Origin of the sequence: Corallococcus sp. AB049A, from assembly GCF_003668885.1 — a bacterium.
GTDB classification, from domain to species: domain Bacteria; phylum Myxococcota; class Myxococcia; order Myxococcales; family Myxococcaceae; genus Corallococcus; species Corallococcus interemptor.
The window spans coordinates 1-21,145 of record NZ_RAWL01000045.1 but is presented as its reverse complement, the minus strand read 5'-3'; the positions used below and the strand labels follow the sequence as shown (position 1 = coordinate 21,145).

The 21,145-nt window shown below is 71.2% G+C and carries 19 protein-coding genes and 2 tRNA genes; 8 read left to right on the top strand and 13 right to left on the bottom strand.

Translation table 11 applies throughout. The features are described from left to right. The first annotated feature begins 154 nt into the window (after positions 1–154). On the top strand, positions 155–1,099 hold the full coding sequence (locus tag D7X55_RS07525; RefSeq protein WP_233609678.1) for a histidine kinase dimerization/phospho-acceptor domain-containing protein: 945 nt from the start codon (positions 155–157) through the stop codon (positions 1,097–1,099). A 30-nt stretch (positions 1,100–1,129) separates the two neighbouring features. Here the strand turns inward: D7X55_RS07525 and D7X55_RS07520 are convergent, their stop codons facing one another. From D7X55_RS07520 to D7X55_RS07495, 6 genes are read right to left on the bottom strand one after another with little or no spacing between them, the layout of a single operon-like run. Continuing rightward, the gene (locus tag D7X55_RS07520) at positions 1,130–3,667 is read right to left on the bottom strand and encodes a response regulator (protein ID WP_120546745.1); all 2,538 of its coding nucleotides are present in this window, start codon (positions 3,665–3,667) and stop codon (positions 1,130–1,132) included. A gap of 15 nt (positions 3,668–3,682) precedes the next feature. After that, positions 3,683–4,264, bottom strand: a complete 582-nt coding sequence (locus D7X55_RS07515; RefSeq protein WP_120546746.1) for a chemotaxis protein CheW — start codon at positions 4,262–4,264, stop codon at positions 3,683–3,685. Between the two features lie 13 nt (positions 4,265–4,277). After that, on the bottom strand, positions 4,278–4,691 hold the full coding sequence (locus tag D7X55_RS07510) for a two-component system response regulator (RefSeq protein ID WP_120546747.1): 414 nt from the start codon (positions 4,689–4,691) through the stop codon (positions 4,278–4,280). Continuing rightward, positions 4,688–6,295, bottom strand: a complete 1,608-nt coding sequence (locus D7X55_RS07505; protein WP_120546748.1) for a methyl-accepting chemotaxis protein — start codon at positions 6,293–6,295, stop codon at positions 4,688–4,690. The genes D7X55_RS07510 and D7X55_RS07505 overlap by 4 nt, the downstream gene beginning before the upstream one ends. Positions 6,296–6,334: 39 nt before the next feature. Then, positions 6,335–7,798, bottom strand: coding sequence for a protein-glutamate O-methyltransferase CheR (locus D7X55_RS07500; protein WP_121722649.1), 1,464 nt, complete (start codon positions 7,796–7,798; stop codon positions 6,335–6,337). Continuing rightward, on the bottom strand, positions 7,795–8,358 hold the full coding sequence (locus D7X55_RS07495; protein ID WP_120546750.1) for a chemotaxis protein CheW: 564 nt from the start codon (positions 8,356–8,358) through the stop codon (positions 7,795–7,797). The genes D7X55_RS07500 and D7X55_RS07495 overlap by 4 nt, the downstream gene beginning before the upstream one ends. A gap of 247 nt (positions 8,359–8,605) precedes the next feature. On the opposite strand from D7X55_RS07495, the gene D7X55_RS07490 reads away from it, so the two are divergent. Then, complete coding sequence (locus D7X55_RS07490; protein WP_121722648.1) at positions 8,606–10,669, top strand: TonB family protein; 2,064 nt, start codon at positions 8,606–8,608, stop codon at positions 10,667–10,669. Between the two features lie 16 nt (positions 10,670–10,685). On the opposite strand, the gene D7X55_RS45635 is transcribed toward D7X55_RS07490, so the two are convergent. The 3 genes from D7X55_RS45635 to D7X55_RS07470 are packed head-to-tail and all read right to left on the bottom strand — an operon-like array spanning position 10,686 to position 13,863. Next, positions 10,686–12,380, bottom strand: a complete 1,695-nt coding sequence (locus tag D7X55_RS45635) for a myxosortase-dependent metalloprotease, MXAN_2677/MXAN_2678 family (protein ID WP_306437714.1) — start codon at positions 12,378–12,380, stop codon at positions 10,686–10,688. After that, positions 12,377–13,282 (bottom strand): myxosortase-dependent metalloprotease, MXAN_2677/MXAN_2678 family, encoded by a 906-nt coding sequence (locus tag D7X55_RS07475; protein ID WP_121722647.1) that lies wholly within the window; start codon positions 13,280–13,282, stop codon positions 12,377–12,379. Before D7X55_RS07475 ends, D7X55_RS45635 begins: the two co-directional genes overlap by 4 nt. Next, complete coding sequence (locus D7X55_RS07470; protein ID WP_120546755.1) at positions 13,282–13,863, bottom strand: hypothetical protein; 582 nt, start codon at positions 13,861–13,863, stop codon at positions 13,282–13,284. The genes D7X55_RS07475 and D7X55_RS07470 overlap by 1 nt, the downstream gene beginning before the upstream one ends. An 88-nt stretch (positions 13,864–13,951) precedes the next feature. On the opposite strand from D7X55_RS07470, the gene gltX reads away from it, so the two are divergent. The 4 genes from gltX to D7X55_RS07450 all read left to right on the top strand — a co-directional run bounded on the left by gltX (position 13,952) and on the right by D7X55_RS07450 (position 16,152). After that, positions 13,952–15,403: a glutamate--tRNA ligase gene (gene gltX, locus D7X55_RS07465; protein ID WP_121722646.1), complete on the top strand. Its 1,452-nt coding sequence runs from the start codon at positions 13,952–13,954 to the stop codon at positions 15,401–15,403. 46 nt (positions 15,404–15,449) lie between these two features. Beyond that, entirely contained in the window at positions 15,450–15,860 is a 411-nt protein-coding gene (locus tag D7X55_RS07460; protein WP_014398160.1) for a hypothetical protein, read from the top strand. A 68-nt stretch (positions 15,861–15,928) separates the two neighbouring features. Further along, positions 15,929–15,999, top strand: a tRNA-Gln gene (locus D7X55_RS07455). 81 nt (positions 16,000–16,080) lie between these two features. Beyond that, a tRNA-Glu gene (locus D7X55_RS07450) sits at positions 16,081–16,152 on the top strand. A gap of 112 nt (positions 16,153–16,264) precedes the next feature. On the opposite strand, the gene D7X55_RS07445 is transcribed toward D7X55_RS07450, so the two are convergent. Then, the gene (locus tag D7X55_RS07445) at positions 16,265–17,233 is read right to left on the bottom strand and encodes a response regulator (protein WP_199746891.1); all 969 of its coding nucleotides are present in this window, start codon (positions 17,231–17,233) and stop codon (positions 16,265–16,267) included. A gap of 72 nt (positions 17,234–17,305) precedes the next feature. Here D7X55_RS07445 and D7X55_RS07440 point away from each other — a divergent pair, with 72 nt between their 5' ends. Beyond that, positions 17,306–17,878, top strand: a complete 573-nt coding sequence (locus D7X55_RS07440; RefSeq protein ID WP_233609676.1) for a hypothetical protein — start codon at positions 17,306–17,308, stop codon at positions 17,876–17,878. Here the strand turns inward: D7X55_RS07440 and D7X55_RS07435 are convergent. Next, on the bottom strand, positions 17,856–19,013 hold the full coding sequence (locus D7X55_RS07435; RefSeq protein WP_120546759.1) for a sensor histidine kinase: 1,158 nt from the start codon (positions 19,011–19,013) through the stop codon (positions 17,856–17,858). The two genes, D7X55_RS07440 and D7X55_RS07435, sit on opposite strands and share 23 nt — an antisense overlap. A gap of 135 nt (positions 19,014–19,148) precedes the next feature. Then, a complete protein-coding gene (locus D7X55_RS07430; RefSeq protein WP_233609674.1) occupies positions 19,149–19,409 on the bottom strand; it encodes a DUF2795 domain-containing protein in 261 nt (86 codons plus the stop codon). Positions 19,410–19,603: 194 nt separating this feature from the next. Here D7X55_RS07430 and D7X55_RS07425 point away from each other — a divergent pair, with 194 nt between their 5' ends. Then, complete coding sequence (locus D7X55_RS07425; protein WP_120546761.1) at positions 19,604–19,810, top strand: hypothetical protein; 207 nt, start codon at positions 19,604–19,606, stop codon at positions 19,808–19,810. Positions 19,811–19,874: 64 nt separating this feature from the next. On the opposite strand, the gene D7X55_RS07420 is transcribed toward D7X55_RS07425, so the two are convergent. Next, a partial coding sequence (locus D7X55_RS07420) for a pyruvate dehydrogenase complex dihydrolipoamide acetyltransferase (protein ID WP_233609670.1) occupies positions 19,875–21,145 on the bottom strand: 1,271 nt, incomplete at its 5' end.

Sequence of the window (21,145 nt, the reverse complement as noted above, 5' to 3'; positions counted from 1 at the left end):
CCTGATCCACGTGGGTAAAGGATTGCTGCCGGGTGCGGAACGGAAGTGCTCCCTGGTGGAGCCGTTGCGCCTCTTGACGGGCATGGCCATTCCTTGGCGCGTGCGGGCTGGGGCTTGGATGGGGCGGCGCATCGAGGACGACCTCGATGCCAGGATGGAAACGACGCTGACGGCGGTGGCCGAGCAGGCGCTGCGCGGAGGACCGCGCGCGGGCCTGGAGGCTCTCCTGAAGGCGTCCTTGCGGCTGACCGGAGCGACCGGCGCGGCCCTCTATGAAGGACGCGTGTGCGTGATGATGGTGGGGAACGTCCCCGCCCGTCGCGCGGAAGGCACGAAGCGGCCCTCTATCTTGGAGGTATGGCCCGCGCCGCTGACGACGTCGCAGCGCAGCGTGGTGGCGCGCTTCAGCGCGTTCGCTCCGGCGCTGCTCGCCGCGCATGCGCGCGAGGTGGCCCAGGGCGCCCGGCAGGCCCGGCTGCTGGAAGAAAAGCTGCGCCTGGAGCGCACCGTCGCCATGCAGGACAAGCGGCGCTCCCGCGCGGCGCACGACCTGCGCACGCCCCTGATGGTCATCAAGGGCTACGTGGACATGATGATCAAGGGCACCGGGGGACCGCTGGGCGCGCAGGCGCAGCGCTACCTGGAGCGGATCGCCAAGGTCGCCGCGGATCAGAAGGAGCTCATCGACCGGCGCCTGTCGCCGCCCGCGCCGGGCCTGGACGACCTGCGCCCGGTGCTGACGCACGCCTTCGCGCCCAGGCAGGGCCGCGCCGCCCCCACCCTGTCACTGCCCGCCGAGCGGACCGTGCCGGTGCGCGGCGCCCGGGCGGACTGGGAGCTTTTGGCGCGCACCCTGGCGAAGGGCACCGTGGGCGCCGTGGCCGTGGACGTCCACCTGGGGCCGGCCCCGGAGGCCTCCCACTGGCTGCTGCGCGTCCGGGCGTGCCCTGGCGCGGCCCTGACGGCGCGCACGGAGGCCGTGCTCCGGCAGCTCGCGAGGCGCCTGGGAGGCACGCTGGCCGTGGCCGTGGAGCCCCGGCTGGAGGTCACCCTGGTGGTGCCAGGGGATGACGCCTTCCCCGTCCCTGCCCACCGGTAGGGACGGGCGTCTCCAGCCAGCCCTGCTGCTTCAGCTGGGCAGCAGCTGGCGCACGAGCTCCAGGAGCTTGCCGCGCTCCACCTCGCGCTTGACGAGGTAGCCGTCCGCGCCCGCCTCCAGGCCGGCCGCGCGGTCCTCGTTGCTGTCCAGCGACGTGACCAGGATGATGGGCGTGCGCCGGAACATGGGGTGGCCCTTGATGCGCCGGGCCAGGCCCACGCCGTCCAGCCGGGGCATCTGCCAGTCGCTGACCACCAGGTGGCAGTGCACGCGCTCCAGCACCTGCCACGCCTCCTCGCCGTCGGACGCCGTCACCACCGGGTAGCCGGCGATCTCCAGCAGGGACTTCATCGCGAAGCGCGTGGTGAGCGAGTCGTCGCAGACCAGGATGCGCGGCAGCTTGGATTCACCCGAGGCCGCGCGCGTGTCCGGCTTGGCCGCGCGCAACAGCTCCGGCGCGTTGAGCACCGGCACCACGCGGCCGTCGTCCAGCACCGCCGCGCCCGCAAGGTGCGTGACGTCCCGCAGGTGCTTGCCCAGCGAGCGCACCACCAGCTCCTGCTGCCCCACCACCTCGTCGATGGCGTACAGCACGCGCTCCTCACCCAGGGACAGCAGCACCGCCGTCTGCCGCCGGCCCGACTCCAGCGCCAGCGGCATGCGCGGCAGCCCGATGGCCTCCGACAGCGACAGGAACGTCAGCTGCTCGCCGTCCAGCCGCGCCACCACGCGCCCGGCCACCGTGCCCACGTCGTCCGCGTCCAGCCGCAGCACGCGCTTCACGGTGTCGGAGGGGATGGCGGTGATGGTGGTGCCGGTGCGCACCAGCAGGCCCAGCGCCGCGGCCAGCGTCAGCGGCAGGTCCACGATGAAGCGCGTGCCCCTGCCCGGGGTGTACTCCACGTCCACGCTGCCCTGCAGCCGCTGCGCGGTGGCCAGCACCACGTCCAGGCCCACGCCACGGCCTGACGTGGACGTCACCTCGTCGCGCGTGGAGAAGCCCGGCTGGAAGATGAGCCGCGCGGCCTGCGCGTCCGACAGCTTGTCCGCCGCCTCCTGGTTCATCAGGCCCCGGCGCACCGCCGTCGCGCGCACGCGCACCGGGTCCAGGCCCGCGCCGTCATCCTCCACGATGACGCCAATGCGCGTGCCCCGCGCCTCCACCCGAACCACCAGCCGGCCCGTCTCCTGCTTGCCCGCCGCCCTGCGCACCGCGGGCATCTCCAGCCCGTGGTCGATGGCGTTGCGCACCAGGTGCACCAGCGGATCCTTCAGCGCGTCCACGATGCGCCGGTCGAGCCGCACGTCGGTGCCGCCCAGCTCCAGCGCCACCTCCTTGCCCAGCCGGGACGCCGTCTCGCGCACCGTGCGCCGCAGCGGCTCCAGCACCTGCGAGGCCGGCACCATGCGCAGGTCGCGCAGGTCGTCGCGGATGACCTGCGCCACCAGCGCCTGCTGCTCGCCGTCGCGGTGCGACTCCTTGGCCTGCTCCAGGAGGCGCTTCTGCATCATGCGCATCAGGCCCACGCCCGTGCGCAGCGGCTCCAGCGCGGAGCCTCCGCCGGACATGGCCAGCTGGGACGCGGCGCGCTCCAGGTGCAGCAGCACCTCGTGCGCCTGATCCGTCAGCGAGCGGAAGCCCTCCGTCCGCCGCCCCTGCTGCGCCCGCCCCGACACCAGGTGCTCCACCTGGAGCGCCAGCGAATCCAGCGTCTTCACCGACACGCGCACCGCGCGGTCCACCGAGCCGGCGCGGCCCTCCGGAGCCGCCACCGCGCGGGCCGCGGGCTTCGCGGTGGGAGCGGCCGGCACGGGCTTCACGGGCGCGGGCTCATGGGCCGCTCCCGCGTCCTCCGCCACGCTCAGCGCCGAGCGCAGGTCCACCAGCGCGCCCGCCACCTCCGACGCCGCCTGCCCCGCCGCGTCGCCGCCCTCCTCCATGCGCGTGAAGCCCAGCGCCGCGGCCTCCGCCAGCGCGGCCACCGCCTCCGCGTTGACGGCCTCCGCGGCCTGGCGCAGGGCGTGCGCCTGGTCCACCGCCGCGCGCACCGCGCCCGCCCGGTCCTCCACCTTGGGGGACACCAGCGTGCTCAGCGCCTCCTCCAGCGCCGTCAGCGCCTTGAGCCCGTCCTCGCCCAGCGGGCCGGAGCCCGCGGCGTCGTCGGCCCCGGAGGCGGCCGGCTCCTCGTGGCCCAGGGCCTTGAGCAGCGAGGCCACGCCGTCCACCACGGGCTGTTCGCCCGCGTCACCCCGGTTGATGGCGTTCTCGATGGCGGACAGGCCCCGGAGCATCGCCTCCACGGCGCCGCGGGAGATGGGCTGGTCCACGTCGACGTGGGACAGCCCGTCCTCGATGGCGTGGACGATGCGTTCGATGTCGTCCAGCCCCAGGCTCGCCGCGGAGCCCTTGAGGCTGTGCACCACGCGCTTGAGCGACGGCAGCAGGTCCGCGTCGCGGGCGCTGGCGGGCTGCTCCAGCCCCAGCACCTTCGACCCGATGGCCTGAATCTGCTCGCGCGTCTCCGCGGCGAACACCGGCCAGATGCTGCGCAGCAACTGCGGATCCATGAAACCCAGTCCCCTCTAGCCGCGCCGTGCGGCCGCCGGGTTGCCCAGCTGTGTGAGGTCCAGCACCGTGAGCCGGTCCGGTGTCAGGTGCAGGAACGGGCCCGGCGGCGGCTGGGACAGCTCCGCGCGCGGCAACTCCAGCCGTCCGTCCACGACCTCCGCCGCCAGCCCGAACGCCTCGTCCTCCACTTCCACCACCACGACCTTGCTCAGGTCGGACATGCCCCCGCCCTCCAGCCCCAACAGCTGCCGCAGGTCCAGCACCGGCACGATGCGCGAGCGCGACAGCAGCGCCCCCAGCACGTGGCGCGGCGCCCCCGGCAGCGAGCACATCCCGCGCGACTCCAGCACGTGGTCCACCGCGTCGATCTTCACCGCGTAGCGCTCGCCGCCCACGTGGAAGGCGAGCACCGTGACGACCTCCTGGCGCGTCTCATGGCGCGAGTTCGCCAGCGCCACCGCGCGCTGGTGCAGCACCTCGCGCCGCTTGTGGGCGCTCACCACGGTGGCGCCTTCAAGCAGCATCTGGGCCGCGTCGAGCGAGGCCTTCAGCTCGTCGAAGTCGATGGGTTGGAACTTGCGTTCTTCGTTGGCCATGGACGGACGGAGCTCAGTACTTCGTGGCCGGCAGCTTGAGGATGTCCCGCACCTTGGAGCGCAGGTCGTCCACGGACACCGGCTTGTTGAGGAACGCGCTCGCGCCCACGAGCTTGCCCTTCTGCCGGCTCGCGTCGTCCTTCAGCGACGTGAGCAGCATGAAGGGCGTGTCGTGCAGCTTCGGGTCGCCCCGGATGGCCGCGCACAGCGCGAAGCCGTCCATCTCCGGCATCTGCACGTCGGAGATGATGAGGTCCGGCTTCTGCTCACGCGCCCGCTTCAGTCCCACCGCGCCGTTGGGCGCGTCCATGAAGTCCAGCCCCCACCCCATCAGGTAGACCTGCAGGAGGTTGGTGATGGTCTTCGTGTCCTCCACGATGAGCACCTTCGCCGCCTTGCGTGCCCCACCCGTCACGTTGCTGTTCATAGCTGGTACCTGCCTACAAGTTCAGAGAAGCGCTTCGACAAGATGGAGAGGTTGCCGGCCACCTGCTCGATGCGCCGCGTGCCCTCCACTGAATCACTCATGGCGGACGTCAGCTCGCCCATCGCCGTGGCGATCTGCTCCACGCCAATGGTCTGCTGCCGCGTGTTGCCGGCAATCTGCCGCGCCGCCCCCGAAGACTCGCGGATGACCTCCGAAAGTCCCAGGATGGTGGAGCCCGCGGCGCGCGCCATCTCCATGGCCGCCTGCGCCCGCCGGCTGCCCTCGTCCGTCGTCGTCACGGCCACGCGGGTGCCCTTCTGCACCTCACCCAGGAGCACGCGCACCTGGTCCGCCGCCATGCGGGACTGCTCCGCCAGCGTGCGCATCTCCGTGGCCACCACGGCGAAGCCGCGTCCGTGCTCGCCCGCCTTCGCCGCCTCGATGGAGGCGTTGAGGGCCAGCAGGTTGGACTGCTCCGCCACGTCCTTCACCTGACCGATGATGTCGCTGATCTGCAGCGTGCGCTCGTTCAGGTCGGTGATGGCCAGGGCAATGGCCTTCACCTGCTCGCCCAGCTTCTCCATGCCCTCCACGCTCTCGGTGACGACCTTCTGTCCCTGCGTGCTGAGCGACTCCGACTTCTGCGTCTGCGCGATGACCGCGTCCGCGTAGGACGTGGCCTGCTTGGAGGTCTGGGCGATCTCCGCCACCGTGGTGCTCGTCTCGTTGATGGCGGACGCCTGCTGGTGCGCCATCGCGGACTGCTGGGTGGACGTGGCCAGCACGCCCGCGGCCTCGTGCTCCAGGTCCGTGGCCGCGCCGCGCAGGTCGTGCAGCAGGTGCACCAGCGCGTCCGCCATGGTGGCGAAGCTGCTCGCCAGTTCGCCAATCTCGTCCGTGCCGGTGGTGTCGATCTGCTGGCGCAGGTCCCCCGCCGCGATGCCCACCGCCGCGCGGGCCAGCCGCTCCAGCGGCACGATGAAGAGGCTGGCCATGCCGGCCGCCGCCAAGAGGCCCAGCACCAGCACCAGGATGCCCAGGCCCGCCGTGCGCCAGGTGCTGGAGGACAGCGAGTCCGCCAGCGCCTCGCGGTCCAGCGCCAGCTGCACGGTGCCCACGCGCTTGAGCGTTCCACCCGGCGTGCCGAAGACGATGGGCGCCGTCGTCTCCACCACGGGCAGCGTGCCCACCGTCAACAGGCGGTCCACCACCCCATCGCCGTCCGCGGGCTCCACGGCGGCGGCGGTGGTGAAGTGCTCACTCGCGGAGCGCGCCAGCACCTTGCCGCTGGCGTCGCGGATCACGATGTACGCGAGGTCCGCCACGCTCTTGAGGGCGGCGTCGGTGCCCGCCTGGAGCATGGCCGCGTCGCTCGACGCCGCGGACGGGGCCACGGCGAACGCCATGCCGATGCTCACCGCGCGCGCGCGCTTGGTGAGCTCATCCAGCAGGCTGTCGCTCATCTGCATCCAGAACGCGACGGTCAGGATGCCGACCAGCACGATGCCGAAGATGCCCGTGCCCCCGAGGATCTTCGTCCGCAGGCTGAGCCTGGTCGAAGCCGACCCTTCAGGCGACGCCACCTTCAAACCTTTCGCTTCCACGTTGTCCCCACCTCACGTGTACCGGCGCGCTCCAGCATTTCAGCGCGCGCCCTGCCAGCCCATCTGCGAAGAGCGGGGGGCCAGCGCCTGCCGCAAGCCTCCCGCAGTCATCATCTCCACGCCTCGCAGCGGGTGCTCGTCATCCAATCCATCCAACGCACGGAGCGCGTTCTGCCGCGCGCGCTCCGCGTCCTCGCGCCGGTCCAGGCGGCTGTAGAGCGCCACCAGCGTCGCATGTCCCAGCGCCAGCTGCGGCTCCAGGTACAACGCCTTGCGCACCGCCTCCACCGCCGCGTCCAGATCGTTCCGCGATTCGGCCACCATCGCCAGGAGCAGGTAGGCCTCCGGGGACAGCGCCCGCGCCGCCTCGCGCGCCAGCGACTCCGCCTCCTCGAAGTGGCCCGCGTGCGCCGCCTCCAGCGCCCGCGTCAACAGGCCCGCGTCCTGGGCCGCGCGCGCGGCGGGCGTGGGAGCCGGGGCTCGAGGGGCCTCCGGGGCCGGAGCCGGCCGGGAGATCCGGGGCGTGAAGGCCGGCATGGAGCCGGACGGCGGACGGCGGGGCTCCACGCGCAGGCTGCCCGGCACCGGCGTCACGGCGCGAGGCTCCAGCCGCAGGCTGCCCGGCACCGGCGTCTCCCGGCGGAGCGCGGCGGCGGACGCGCTCTCCACCAGGGCCCACGACGGCTCCAGGGGCAGGCGCAGGACGGGGGTGCCCTCCACGTCCAGCGTCTCCAGGCCCATGCCGTTGGTGAGCGGCACCTCCGCGGGCGACACGAAGAGCAGCCCGCCCGGCGCGAGCGCGCTCACCAGCCGGCTCAGCACCGCGCGCACCAGCTCCGGCGTGAAGTAGATGAGGACGTTGCGGCAGAAGATGGCGTGGAAGCCCATGGACGGCACCGCGTCCGTGGCCAGGTTGTGGCGGCGGAAGTCCACCGTGCGCACGACCTCCGGGGCCACCGCGTGCTGCCCGTCCTGTCCCGGCGCACCTGGCTGCGGCACGAGGAAGCGCTTCTCCAGGTCCGGCTCGATGCGCCGCAGCGACCAGGGGCTGTACACCGCCGCCTTCGCGCGCAGCAGCGCCCGGCCGGACACGTCCGTGGCCAGCACGCGGAAGCGCCCGCCGTTGCCCAGCCCCGCGGCCATCAGCGCCATGGCGATGCTGTAGGGCTCCTCGCCGCTCGCGCAGCCCGCGCTCCAGACCTGGAAGGGGCCGCCCTGGTGCTGCCGGGCCCGCGACGCCAGCGAGCGCAGGTGCTCCGGGTGGCGGAAGAAGTAGGTCTCGCCGATGACGGCGTGCTCGATGAACGCCTCCACGGCCGTCGGCTCGCGGATGAGCAGCTGGCGCAGGAAGGCGGCCTCGGACATGTGGCGCGCGAGCGCCGCGCGGGACAGTGCGGGCTCCAGCGAGCGACGCAGGCTGCTCGCGAGCGTCAGGCCGCAGGCGCTCTGGAGCACCTCCTCGACCTTCGCCAGCGTTGCGTCGTCGAGAAGCCCGTCGCTCACAGGCCCTCCGTGCCGTTCAAGAGCGCGCTGGTGCGCAGGAGCGGGCGCAGCCCTTCCGGCGTGCGGCACAGCCCGGCCATCAGCCCGGTGCCGTCCCAGGGCAGCTTCTCCTCGCCGCCCTGCGTGCCGTCCACCAGCACCGGCGCCTCCACCAGGTCCTTCACCCGGTCCACCAGCAGCGCCACCAGGCGGCCCGCGTCCACCACCACCAGCAGCGAGTCCAGATCCGGCGTGCGCTTGACGCCCATCATCCGCGCCACGTCCACCACCACCGCCGGGCTGCCGCGGTACACGAAGGATCCGGGCACATGCGCGGGCGCGCCGGGCAGCGGCTCCAGCGCCACCAGCCGCACCACCTCCTGCACCTGCTTCGCGGGCACGAGCGCGGTCGTGTTGCCTGCCTCCACGGTCAGGTAGAGGCCCGGCAGGCGGACCTCTCCCTGCAAGGTGACGAGCTCCTGGCGCAGCTGGTTCTGCTCCGCCTCCAGCGCGCTCAGGCGCTGTTGCACGGAGATCCGGCGCACCTGCGGAGGAACGGGGACTTTGGGGGTTTCGGCCATCGGATGACTCGGCCCGCCAAATGGCGGGCAGGAAGAAAAACCGTAAACCGGGAGCCCTGCCTAAAGCAATGCGGGCTTGCCCGAAGGTCGCGACTCACATCCCCCCCTGCGACCGGGGTCGCTCTTGCCCCGACGTGGTGGATTCCGGACCCCCTTGGCGTGCGCCACACCGGCGAGTTGTGCTTGGATACGGATCCGCTGCTTTTGCCGGAGAAACCATGTTGCACGCAGCTTCTAGGGGACACGAATGATCAAGAGCGATTCCCCGAGCCCTGAGGCCCCGGGAACGGATCCGCTCATCGGCCGGACGTTGAACGGCCGCTTCAGCATTCTGGAACCCCTGGGCGTGGGTGGAATGGGCAAGGTGTACCGCGCCCTCCAAGCACCGCTGGAGCGGGTGGTCGCACTCAAAGTGCTCAACCCCAACTTCCCGAGCAGCCGCGACCCCGGCTTCCAGAAGCGCTTCCTGCGCGAGGCGTCGCTGACGTCGAAGCTGCGGCACCCGAACACCGTCACCGTCATCGACTACGGGCAGACGGACGACGGCATCTTCTACATCGCGATGGAGTACCTGGAGGGTCGCACGCTCCAGCAGGTGCTCGGCCAGGCAGGGCCGCTGCCCTGGGCGCGCGCGGTGTCGGTGGCGCAGCAGGTGTGCCGCTCGCTGCGCGAGGCGCACGCGCTGGGCGTCGTCCACCGCGACCTGAAGCCCGCGAACATCATGATCCTCAACGAGGCGGATCAGGACCTGGTGAAGGTCCTGGACTTCGGCCTCGTGAAGTCCGTGGCGCCGCAGCAGGAGGGGCCGGTCAGCCCCGAAATCACCCAGAACGGCACGTTCCTGGGCTCGCCGCAGTACATGGCGCCGGAGCAGGCGCGCAACGTGGCGGACGCTCGCAGCGACGTGTACTCGCTGGGCATCATGCTGTTCCAGATGCTGATGGGCCGGCCGCCCTTCATCGCGCGCGACCACATCGAGCTCATCTTCGCCCACTACAAGGAACCGCCTCCCACGTTCCAGTCCGTGCGTCCGGACCTGGCGGTGCCCCCGGAAATCGAGATGGTGGTCCGCCGCTGTCTGGAGAAGGACCCCGCGCGGCGCTTCCAGACGATGGACGAACTGCTCGAGGGCCTGCGCGAGGCGCACATGGCCGCGGGCGGCAACAGCGGCGTGTTCCGCCGGCTGGGGGGCGCGTCCACGACGGGCCCCTACCCCTCTCCGCCGACGACGGGCCCCTACGCGTCCGCGCTGTTCGCCAACGTGGGCAACACGGAGCCCGCGGACGGCGGGCTCGCGGTGGACATCAGCGTGGAGGTGCCCGCGGACGTGCAGCGCGCCCGCCAGCGCACGCTCATGATGGGCGCGCTGGGTGGCGTGATGGTCGCGGGCCTGGTGGGCATCACGGCGTTCTTCCTGCGCGGCGGCAGCTCCGAGGAGAAGCCCGCGCAGCCGGCGGCCCAGGCGCAGGCCCCCACGGCGCAGGCCCCGGCGGCGGAGGCCCCCACGGCGGCGCCCGCGCCCGGCAAGGTGCGCTTCCGGCTGATGAGCCAGCCGTCCGGCGCGCGCGTCTACTACAAGGGCAAGGAGAAGGGCGTCACGCCCTTCGTGATGGAGCTGCCCCTGGGCAGCGAGGGCAGCATCACCGCGGAGCTGACCTTCGCGCTGGAGGGCTACCAGACGGAGACCATCATCACCGGCGGCTCCGGTGAGGTGGTGCTGTCCCAGAAGCTGACCAAGCGCCGGGGCGGCGGTGAGCGCCCGAGCCGCGTGGACCTGGCCACCGCCTCCACCCCCGAGGACTTCGAGAACGTGGCCCCCGTGACGCCGGGCGGGCTGGCGGCGCCGGTGATGATGCAGGCCACTCCGGCCGCCACCGCCGCGGTCGTCCCCGCCACGACGACGGACAAGGCGCCCGGCGCGCTGGGTGCGTCCGTCGCGGCGCCCGTCAGCGCGGCGGGCAGCCTCGCGGTGCCGTCGCTGACGACCGGCGCGCTCGCGCCCGTCAACCCGAACGCCGTCATCCCCTTCAACGACGCCATGGAGCGCCCGATGCTGGTGGAGGAGGGCCGCGACATCGCCTACACGCGCGAGGCGCTCGCCACCAAGGCGGAGGGGCTCGTGGCGGTGCGCTGCACCATCACCACCAAGGGCCGCGTGGAGAACTGCCGCGTCCTGAAGATGGTGCAGCACATGGACAAGGCGGTGCTCGACTCGCTCATGTCCCGCGTCTACAAGCCCATCCAGTACCAGGGCCGTCCGGTGAACGTGGACTACACGTTCACCATGCGGCTCGTGTCGCCGCGCCGCTGAACCGCCGGGCCCCGGCTCAGGGGCCGGTGGAGGGCACGAGCGGCGGCGACGGTGGGACGGACGGGGTGGCGCCTCCGGAAGGCACGCCCCAGTCCACCACCGGCCAGCCCCGCCGCCGGGCCTCGCGGCGCAGCCGGTGGTCCGGGTTCACCACCACCGGGCGCCCCACCACCTCCAGCACCGGCAGGTCCGAGTACGAGTCCGTGTAGAAGGCGCATGCGGACAGCGGCACTCCCGCCTCCTTCGCGGTGGCCTCCGCGTAGAGCCGCTTGCCCTCGCCGAAGCACACGGCGCCCAGGGGACGTCCGGTGTGCAGCCCCGCCGCGTCCACCTCGAAGCGGTTGCACAGCACGCCGTCCAGGCGCAGCTCGCGCGCCACCAGGTCGGACAGGTAGCCCGAGGACGACGTCAGCAGCACCAGGCGGTCTCCGGCCGCGCGGTGGGCCTCCAGCGCCAGAAGGGCCCCGGGCCGGTACTGCCCGCGCACGGCCTCCGCGTAGAAGTCCGCGGAGCGCGCCTCCAGGGCTTTCGCGTCGGAGCCGTGGAGCAGCGCCGTGGCGCGCAGGAGCACGTCCTGCATGGCCACGAAGCCCAGGTGGTACCGGGCGAGCAGGAGGCTCGCGCGCAATGCCTCCCAGCGGGAGATGTGCCCCAGCGCCAGTTCGCGGCGCACCCAGAGCGACGCGGAGTTGGCGGCGAGCAGCGTCCTGTCCAGGTCGAAGAAGGCGACGGCCACGGTGGGAATCCAACCGCGGGCCCCGCGCCGGGCAGCGCCAGGGAGGCGGGCCAGCAGGGCCGCTGACCGCCTGCTCCCGCGCAAGAGCGCCGCGCCCCAGAGCAGCACGGCGGCCAGGGCGGGCCCTCCCGGGGACGCGCCGCAGCCGGTGCCCTTCCCGTCCGCCACCAGCTTGAGGCCCGGGTCCTCCGGGATGCGGCACTGCGTGGGCGGCAGGCCGCGCGGATAGGCCGAGCAGAAGCCGGCCGCGGAGCCCGCGTCGATGACGCGCTTGGAGGTCTCTCCCTGCGCGGCGGTGTTCTCCATGGTGGAGCCCGCGGAGAAGACATGGTCCAACCCGACGACGTGGCCAATCTCATGCGTCATCGTGTTCTGCACGTCCGTGGCGACGCAGCTGGTGGACGGAGCGTCCACGCACGGCGGGCCGTTCACGGTGGTGAAGAGGAAGCTGGGGCCGTACTCCGTCTCCGCGGCGTTGAGCTCGATGTCCGAGTCCACCACCGTCCCGTCCTTGAAGCTGAACGAGGACGTGGTCAGCCCGATGGTGGCGCCCCCGTGCGCCCAGCACTGGTAGACGTTGCCGCACGTCGCCTTCTCCCAGCACTCGTCGTCCGGCGGGGCGACGTCCTGGCAGTTGCGCTCGCGGAAGGTGACGGCGTTGTAGTTGTCGAAGGGGTGTTCCCGGTCGTAGCCAACCACCACGGGGCGCGTCCAATCCTCGCCCCGGATGAAGCGGAAGTCGCTGCACGACGCGGACAGCGCCCGCCACGAGTCGAAGGCCGCCTCGATGGCGGCGAACTCCGTGTCCCCGGGCGTGCGCGTGCTGCCGGCCGCGTGCAGGTGGTAGACGTAGTCACGCCCCGGCCACACCAGACACAGCGGCCGGCCCGCCACGAGCGTGCGCTTGTAGTCCTGCTGCGCGCCCGCCGCTCCCGCGCACAGCAGCACTCCCAGGAGTAGCAGGCGGCGGCTCACTTCACACCCCGGCGGCGGCGCGCCAGCAGCGACGCGGCGGCCAGCAGCGGCAGCACCGCCAGGCCCCCCGCGGCCGCGGTGCAGCCGTCGCCGTCGCTCCCCTCTTCACCGTCCCCGTTCCCATTGCCGTTTCCACCGGGCACCGGGAAGCAGGGCTGGCTGGCGCTGCCCTTGGGGTACGCGACGCACACGAAGCTGCGCGAGCCGGAGTCGATGTTGCGCTTGGACGTCTCCCCCGGAGGCGCGCTGGGGTTCATCGTGGAGTTCGTCGCCAGCGTGTGGTCCAGGCCGACGAAGTGGCCCACCTCGTGGGTGGCCGTGTTCTGCACGTCCGTGTCCACGCAGTCCGGCGTCGCCACGATGCCGCACGGCCCGCCGTTGCCGGTGGTGAAGTTGAAGCGCGCGGCGTTGAAGGAGATGTCCGAGTCGTAGACGACGCCCGTGCGCTCGTCGTACGTGGTGAGCGTGATGGCGATGGTGCCGTCGCTGTCATCCCAGCAGTCGTAGGTGTTCGCGCACGTGTCCTGGGCGAAGCAGGCGTCGCTGGGGTCCACGGCCTCGCGGCAGGCGCGGCCCCGGAAGAGGATGAGGTTGATGTTGCCGCCCTCGCGGCTGTAGCCCACCGTCCGGTTGTTCACCCGCGCGCCCTCCACCAGCGACAGGTTGCCGCAGGAGGCGAAGATGTCCTGCCAGCTCTTGAACGAGCGGGTGATGGCGTCGAACTCCGTGTGGTTCGTCGCCTTCGGGTTGCCCACGGTGCTCTGCTGCCAGTTGACCTTGGACTGGGTCCAGTACAGGCACTGCGTGGACTCGTCCCCGGGGGACACGCGGCTGCGCACGTAGGGCGCGGAGCTCTGTCCCATCACCGCCGCCAGCACCACCCACGACGCGAGCGCGCCCATCACTTCGCCCCCTTCTTCGCGGGCGCCGCCTGCTGCGCCTGGACCGCGGCGCGCACGGCGGCCTTCAGCTGCTCCAGCGTCACCGGCTTCGCGTTGGAGACCGTCTCCTGGCGCGTCTTCGGATCAATCAGCACCGCGTCCCCGGTGGACGCCGGCACCGCCATGGCGCCCGGCCCCGTGCGCTGCACCTGGTACTTGCCCTGCGCCATGCCGGACAGCTGGAACGCGGCCGCGCCGCGCTTCTCCAGGAAGACGACGACCTCCTCGCCCTCGGAGAAGGACGCCAGCCCGCTCACCACCTGGCCAATGTCCCCCACCCGGCCTCCCGGCTGGGTGACGACCACCGTGCCGCCGGGCTGCCCCTTGAGGGCCTCCGTCACTTGAATCTCCACGTCGGTCACGATGCGGCGGTTGTCCCCGCTCCAGCGGCTCTGGACGCGCCGGACGACGCCCTGCACCACCGTGTCGGACGTCTGCGCCATCCGCGGCAGGTCCGCCCTCAACATCGTGGTGGCCCCCACCGGCAGCCCTCCGAGCAGGGTGGCCAGCACCACCATGCGAACCGCGTGTCGAATCGACATGGAAAGTCTCCTTGGCCGCGCAGCCTAACCCCAAGCGGGCGGCTTGCGTTGACCCTCGTGCATCCGTCCTGCTATCGCGCGCCTGCTCATGGCTCCGTCAAAACCCCGCGTCCGTTTCGCTCCGTCACCTACTGGATACCTCCACATCGGAGGCGCCCGGACGGCGCTCTTCAACTACCTCTACGCGAAGCGCTACGGCGGCACCTTCGTCCTGCGCATGGAAGATACGGACCAGGAGCGCTCCACGCCGGAGTCCGTCCAGGCCATCACGGATGGTTTGAACTGGCTGGGACTGGAGTGGGACGAGGGCCCCGGCAAGGAGGACCCGAAGTACGGTCCCTATTTCCAGACCCAGCGCCTGGACACGTACCGCGCGCACGCGGACCAGCTCATCGCGCAGGGCAAGGCCTTCCGGTGCTACTGCACCCGCGAGGAGATCGCCCAGCGCCGCGAGGCCGTGGAGAAGGTGAAGGGCCAGGGCTCCTACAAGTACGAGGGCACCTGCCACGACCTGAAGGCGCCGCCCGCGGGCAAGACGTTGCAGGACGCCGTCATCCGCTTCCGCATGCCCTCCGGTGAGGGCACCGTGTCGTTCGACGACAAGGTGCTGGGCACCATCACCAAGGCGTACTCGGACCTGGATGACTGGGTGATGATGCGCGCGGACGGCATCCCCCTCTACAACTACGGCTGCGTCATCGACGACCACCTGATGGAGATCGACCTGGTGGCGCGCGGCCAGGAGCACGTCAACTCCACCTTCCCGCAGCTGATGCTCTACCAGGCGCTGGGGTGGACGCCGCCGGCCTTCGCGCACCTGCCGCTCATCCTGGGGCCGGACCGCGAGAAGCTCTCCAAGCGCAAGCATCCGGAAGCGGACGTGATGCTGCACAAGCGCACGGGCATCATGCCGGAGGCCCTGCTCAACTTCGTCATCCGTCTGGGCTGGAGCCACGGCAACGACGAGGTCATCTCCCGCGAGCAGATGGTGGAGTGGTTCGACTTCGACGGCGTGGGCAGCACCTCCGGCGTGTGGAACCCGGAGAAGCTCCAGTGGCTCAACCAGCAGTGGTTCAAGCTGCTGCCCCCGGCCGTGGTCGCGGAGCGCCTGGTCCCCTTCCTGGAGGCCCGCGGCTTCCAGGCGAAGGGCGATTCCCGCCTGGAGCCGCTGGTGATGGCCCTGCGCGAGCGCTCGCGAACCCTGGACGAGATGGCGAACACCGCGTCCATCTACTTCAAGAGCGGCGTCACCCTGGATGAGAAGGCCGCCGCCAAGCACCTGGGCGGGGACTCGCTGAACCTCCTGCGCCAGGCGCGTGAGCAGCTGGCCGCCCTGCCCTCGTGGACGGTGGAACCGTTGGATGGCGTGGTGAAGACGGTGAGCGAGGCCGCCCAGGTGGGCATGGGCAAGGTGGCCCAGCCCATCCGCGTGGCCATCACCGGCAACACCACCAGCCCCGGCATCGGGGAGACGCTGCTGCTCGTGGGCCGCGAGGAGGCCCTCAAGCGCATCGACGCGGCGCTCGCTCGCGGGACGTGAGATTGGCGGTGGACGCGGACATCGCCGGGCCCTATCTTGGCCGGCGATGACGCGACCGCTTGACAGCCTGAGACCGCATTTCTATAAGGCGCGCCCGCTCGGGGCGGTGCTGCTGGCCCTCTGGGCAACGGCCTCTGGCGCCGAGCTGGTGAACGGCGCCCAGATTCCGGATGGTGCCCAGAAGGTGGGCGAGAACAGGTACCGGGCTTCGCGAGACTTCGAAGCGACGCTCGACTACTACAAGAACGTCTACCCGACCTCGAGCTACCCGAGGCGGTCGATCGTCAACCAGCCGGGCGTCAAGGCCGTGCACATCTCCAACCCCTCCGGGAAGAACTTCGAGGGGCTGAATATTTACGAAGCGAACGAAGAGGTTCGCATCTATGTCGTCCCGCTGCAGGGGGCGGCGAAGCCGGCGAAGAAGAACGAAGGCAAGCCGGTCAGGAAAACGAAGTAGTTGAAGTCAGCAGCAGAAGCCGGTAGTAGAAGCGCCCGCAACACCGCAGCGAGCAGCACGCAGCGCCTTGGGGAATCGTCTAACGGCAGGACAGCAGACTCTGACTCTGCTTATCTAGGTTCGAATCCTAGTTCCCCAGCTGAAAATCTCCGGTTGACGAAGCAAAACGGAGAATGTAGGAAGCAGCAGCAGAAACGAAGTGGTTGTAGGGAAGCAAGCCGGCCCTGTCGTCTAGTGGTTAGGACGGAGCCCTCTCACGGCTCAAACTCGGGTTCGAATCCCGGCAGGGTCACTCAGAGACGCCCACCTTCGGAAACGAAGGTGGGCGTTTCGCTTTGCGGGCTACGACGCTCTGGCTCCCGTGCGCCGCGGGCCGGTGGCTTCCCGGCCCGGGCGTTTCTCTTTCAGTTCGTGGCGGCGATGCTCTGGCGGAAGGCGTCCAGGGCGGAGGTGAGCCGCTGCTGGGCGCGCTGGATGCCCCGGCGCATCAGCAGCATGCGCACCTTCTCCGGCAGGATGCGGGCGGCGTTGGACTGGCCGTAGCCCACCAGGTCCATGCGCAGGGTGATGGCCTCCAGCAGGTCGCTCAGGTCGGCGTCCGCGCCGGCCAGGAGCACCACGTCCGGAGAGCGGCCCTGAAGCCGCTCCGCCAGCGTGTGCCACTGCGGGTCCCCGGTCTCCACCACCACCACGTCCACGGTCTCCAGCTGGGGCGAGTACGGCGGCAGCTCCACCACCTCGAAGGCCGCGTCGCGCAGCACCTTCACGGCCTCGGCGCTGCCCACCACCGCGACGCTGCCGCCGGGGCCCATGCGCACCGCCTGCTCGTAGTTGCGCAGCTCCGTCTCCAGCGCCTCATGCGCGGGCTCCGGGGCATCCCGGCCAGCGTCCAGCAGCGCCGCGGCCTGCCGGGCCATCTCCCGGGCGCCGTCCCGCGTGCGCACCCGCTCCGAGCGGCGCTCCAGCGCGGCGCGCACCTTCGCGCGCAGCACCCGCAGGTCGTCAAAGGGCTTCACGATGTAGTCGCTGGCGCCGGCGGCGAAAGCGGCGATGACGGACTCGGAGCTGGCGTAGGCGGTAATCATCACCGCCTCCAGCGCGGGCTGCATCCGCCGCGCTTCGGCGATCAGCTCCACCCCGCCCATGCCGGGCAGGTTCTTGTCCGTCACCAGCACGTCGAAGCGCTGGTCCTTCAAGAGGACGAGCGCCTCCTCCGCGCTGCCCACGGGAGAGACGATGAGGTCCGCCTCCCGCCCCAGAAGGCGCACGCAGATGTCGAGCACCACCGGCTCGTCATCCACCAGCAGCACCTTCGAGGCGAGCGTCCCCCGCCCTTCCCCTTCACCTTCACCGGTCTCGAACGGGAGATCCATGAATTGGGAGGATCGCACAGCTCACGTTCAACTTCGAGGGTGGGAATCAGGCGCGCCCACTATGCTCGCCGGGTGAGCTTCGAAGACGCGCTCCGGGAGAACCGGGTGCCGCCGCGGCTGGGCGACGTGCGGCTTTTCTACGACGGGGGCCGGCTGGTGGGGGAATCCCTGCCGCCGGCCTGGACGCTGCGGCTGTTGCCCACGCTCTTCGTGGCCCTGGCCGCCGGGTGCACCGGGGCAGGACTGCTGCTGCTCGTCCTGGACAAGGGCCGGACGCCGGGCGGCGCTGGCCTGCTGCTCCTCTTGGCGGGGGCCCTGGTGGGGGCCGCGCTGGTGACGGAGGCGCGGCTGCGGCGGCGCAGGTTCGTGCTGCACTTCAAGACGGAGTCGCTGCGCCTGGAGACGCTCGCGTGGGCCCCGGGCGCGGCGCGCACGGAGACCTTCCCCTTCGACGACGTGCGCGCGGTGCACATCATCCAGCCGCCGAAGGGCGGATACGCACTTGTAGTGGAATACGGCCCGGAGGCGGCGCCCCGGCGCGCACTGCTGGTGCGGGACGTGCGGCCGCAGGAGAGCGACACCCTCTACCGGGTGTGGCGGCTCCTGCACAACGCCTTCGGGCTCAAGGGAGCGGGGCTCGCTTGAAGGTGAGCTCGATTTCGGTGCCCTCGCCCGGCGTGGACGACAGGCGCAGCTGACCGCCGAACTGCATCACCAGCTCGCGGCAGATGGACAGGCCCAGCCCCGTGCCGATGCCCACGGGCTTCGTGGTGAACAGCGGCTGGAACACCTTCTCCTGGAGCGCCAGGGGGATGCCGCAGCCGTTGTCGGACACGGTCAGCACCACGTCTTCGTCACGCGCGGCCCACCGCACGTCGATGCGGCCCGGCCGGCCCGTGCCCTCCATGGCCTGCGCCGCGTTGACGATGAGGTTGAGCAGCACCTGGCACAGCTTCACCGGCCCGAAGACGATGCGGATGGGCTCGCCGCTGCTGGTCAGCCGCGCCCTGTCCCGCACCTCCGCGCGCGCCAGCTTCACCGCGAAGGAGACGACCTCCGCCACCTCCGCCGTCGCCTCCATGTCCTCGCCGCGCGCCTGCGCGCGCAGGCCCAGGGCCACGCCGCGCAGGTGGGTGGCGCCCTCGGACAAATCCTTGATGAGCGACGGCAGGTCCTCGATGGTGGAGGACACCTCCGCGTCCGGATCCGTCAGCAGGTGCCGCGACACGTACTGCACCACCCGCTCCATGTCGCGCTGGAGCGACGACACGTTCTGCGTGAGGTAGCCCACCGGGCCCATCAACTCGTGCGCGATGCCCGCCGTCACCTGTCCCAGCGTGGCCAGACGCTCGGACTTCATCATCCGGCCTTCCACTTCGCGGATGCGCAGCTCCAGCCGGGCAATCTTGAGCGCGTCCTCCAGCGCCGCCAGCAGCTCCGCGCGGTCCCACGGCTTGACGAAGTAGCGCGTCACCTGGCCGCGGTTCACCGCGTCGATGACGGCCTGCATGTCCGCGTACGCCGTCACCAGCATGCGCCGCGCGTCCGGCGCGATGCTGCGGGCGCGCTCCAGCAGCTCCACGCCCGTCATGCCCGGCATGCGCTGGTCGGACAGCACCACGCCAATCTCGGCGCGCCGCTGCTCCAGCAGCGCCAGGGCCTCGTTGGGGGACGAGCACCGGAAGATGCGAAACCGCTGCCCGAAGTTGGCGTCGAAGACCCTCAGGTTGAGGGCATCGTCGTCCACGTACAGCACGGCGGGCAGGTCCGAGGCGTTCATGGAGCTCCTCCAGACCATGGCTTCCTCATCCGGAAGACAGGCTGGTCCCGCCGAAGATAACGCGCACGTCCGACCGCGCGCCTGGGGGTACCTTGTACCCAGGCCGCAAACGAACGTCGCAAACCACACTCCACCTCAGACGGAGGCGTTGCCGAGCGCGAGGGCCACCCTGTCCACCGACGGGAAACGGCCCCGGGGCAACGTGCCCAGCAGCGACACCACGTGCGAGGGCGCCTCGTTCTCCCGCGCCACCCAGACCAGCTGCTCCGCGGTGAGCGGGTACAGCGCGCCGAGCAGCGCCTGCTGCAGCGAGTGCGCCAGGGACACCACCGGAGTCAGGGGGGCCGGAGACGGCTCCACCTCCCGCAGTCCAAGTCCCAGGCGCTCGCGAGTCATGTCGTCGTTCATTGAGTGAGAAGTTAAGCAGCGAACCGCACCGCCTGCTGACCTTTTTTCGCCGTCCGAAGGGAGTCAGGCAGACAAGCGCTCCGCGCCTCCATCCCACCGGGTGGCGGCGCGGAGGTGGGCATCCCACCGTACCGCCACGGAAGTCGTACCCACACCCCGGCGCCGGGGAGGAGTGACGCACCATGGCGAACAAGAAGAACGAGGATTTGGAGCCCGTGAAGCACGTGCAGGCCACCCGCCCGGACCCGTGGCCCGGCATCAAGGGCCGCAGCCCGGAGCACGAGGAGGACCTGGAGACGGGCACGAAGCGCGCGGACCAGGCGGACGTGACGGAAGCCCAGCGCAAGCTGGAGAAGGACGTCGAGTCGGACGAGCCGACGCGGGAGTAGTCCTCGCCGGGCTTTCGCCCCCGTGCACGTCGCACGGGGGCGAAGCCAGCGGACCGCTCGACCGCTAGAACAACAGCCGCGAGGGGTGCTCCAGCAGGCCCTTCAGCTCGCGGAGGTACTCCGCGCCGGTGGCCCCGTCGATGACGCGGTGGTCACCCGACAGCGTCACCGTCATCATCTTGCGCACCGCCAGCTGGCCGTCACGCACCACGGCCTTCTCCGCCACGGCGCCCACCGCGATGATGGCGGACTGGGGCGGGTTGATGACGGCGATGAACTGGTCGATGCCGTACATGCCCAGGTTGCTCACCGTGAGCGAGCCGCCGTTGTACTCGGCGGGCTTCAGCGAGCGCTTGCGGGCGCGCTCCGCCATGTCGCGGGACTCGGCGGAGATGGCCTGCAGGCCCTTGAGGTCCGCGTCGCGGATGATGGGCGTGATCAGCCCGTCCTCGATGGCGACGGCGATGCCCACGTCCACGGTGCCGTAGTGCAGCACCTGGTCGCCCTGGAGCGACACGTTCATCTTCGGTGAACGCCGCAGCGCGATGGCCGCCGCCTTCACGATGATGTCGTTGACGGACACCTTGAGGTCCAGCGCCTTGGCCTCCTCGCGGATCTTCACCGCGGCGTCCATCTCCACCTCCACCGTGAGGTAGAAGTGCGGCACGCCGGGCTTCACTTCCGACATGCGCTGGGCAATCACCTTGCGCATGGAGGACACGGGCACCGCCTGCGGCTCCGGACGCGTGCCGAAGGCGCGGGCCTCCGGCTGCGTCGCGGCCTTCTTCGCCGCCGGCGCCTGCGCCAGGCCCTGGCCCAGCGCCTGCTCCACGTCGCGCTTCACCACGCGGCCCAGCGGGCCCGTGCCGCGCACCTGGCTGATGTCCAGCCCGCGCTCCTGGGCCATGCGCTTCGCCAGGGGGCTCGCACGCAGCCGGCCGCCACCGGAGGCAGGAGCCTCGCGGCGCGGCGGAGCGGCCTGTCCCCCGGCGGGCGCGGACGGAGCCGCGGCGGCGGGGGCCTGGGCAGGAGCCTTCGGCGCGGCCGCCGGAGCAGAGGCCCCGGCCTTGGCGCCCTTGGGCGTGAGGAACGCGATGGGCGCGCCGACCTTGGCCATGTCACCCGCCTGCACGGTGATGCGCGCGAGCGTGCCGTCGTCGTACGCCTCCACCTCGAGGTTGGACTTGTCCGTCTCCACCTCGGCGATGGCGTCACCGGAGGAGACCTTGTCCCCCTCCTTCTTGAGCCACTTGACGATCTTCCCCTCCGTCATCGTCGGAGAGAGGGAGGGCATCAGGATGGCAATCCCCTCACCCGCGCCACTCTGGGCGGGGG

Excerpts from the sequence above, each read along its gene's own strand:
- D7X55_RS07525 (WP_233609678.1), top strand. The coding sequence starts at position 155 with ATGGAAACGACGCTGACGGCGGTGGCCGAGCAGGCGCTGCGCGGAGGA.
- D7X55_RS07520 (WP_120546745.1), bottom strand. The coding sequence starts at position 3,667 with ATGGATCCGCAGTTGCTGCGCAGCATCTGGCCGGTGTTCGCCGCGGAG.
- D7X55_RS07515 (WP_120546746.1), bottom strand. The coding sequence starts at position 4,264 with ATGGCCAACGAAGAACGCAAGTTCCAACCCATCGACTTCGACGAGCTG.
- D7X55_RS07510 (WP_120546747.1), bottom strand. The coding sequence starts at position 4,691 with ATGAACAGCAACGTGACGGGTGGGGCACGCAAGGCGGCGAAGGTGCTC.
- D7X55_RS07495 (WP_120546750.1), bottom strand. The coding sequence starts at position 8,358 with ATGGCCGAAACCCCCAAAGTCCCCGTTCCTCCGCAGGTGCGCCGGATC.
- D7X55_RS07490 (WP_121722648.1), top strand. The coding sequence starts at position 8,606 with ATGATCAAGAGCGATTCCCCGAGCCCTGAGGCCCCGGGAACGGATCCG.
- D7X55_RS07475 (WP_121722647.1), bottom strand. The coding sequence starts at position 13,282 with ATGGGCGCGCTCGCGTCGTGGGTGGTGCTGGCGGCGGTGATGGGACAG.
- D7X55_RS07470 (WP_120546755.1), bottom strand. The coding sequence starts at position 13,863 with ATGTCGATTCGACACGCGGTTCGCATGGTGGTGCTGGCCACCCTGCTC.
- gltX (WP_121722646.1), top strand. The coding sequence starts at position 13,952 with ATGGCTCCGTCAAAACCCCGCGTCCGTTTCGCTCCGTCACCTACTGGA.
- D7X55_RS07460 (WP_014398160.1), top strand. The coding sequence starts at position 15,450 with ATGACGCGACCGCTTGACAGCCTGAGACCGCATTTCTATAAGGCGCGC.
- D7X55_RS07445 (WP_199746891.1), bottom strand. The coding sequence starts at position 17,233 with ATGGATCTCCCGTTCGAGACCGGTGAAGGTGAAGGGGAAGGGCGGGGG.
- D7X55_RS07435 (WP_120546759.1), bottom strand. The coding sequence starts at position 19,013 with ATGAACGCCTCGGACCTGCCCGCCGTGCTGTACGTGGACGACGATGCC.
- D7X55_RS07430 (WP_233609674.1), bottom strand. The coding sequence starts at position 19,409 with ATGACTCGCGAGCGCCTGGGACTTGGACTGCGGGAGGTGGAGCCGTCT.
- D7X55_RS07425 (WP_120546761.1), top strand. The coding sequence starts at position 19,604 with ATGGCGAACAAGAAGAACGAGGATTTGGAGCCCGTGAAGCACGTGCAG.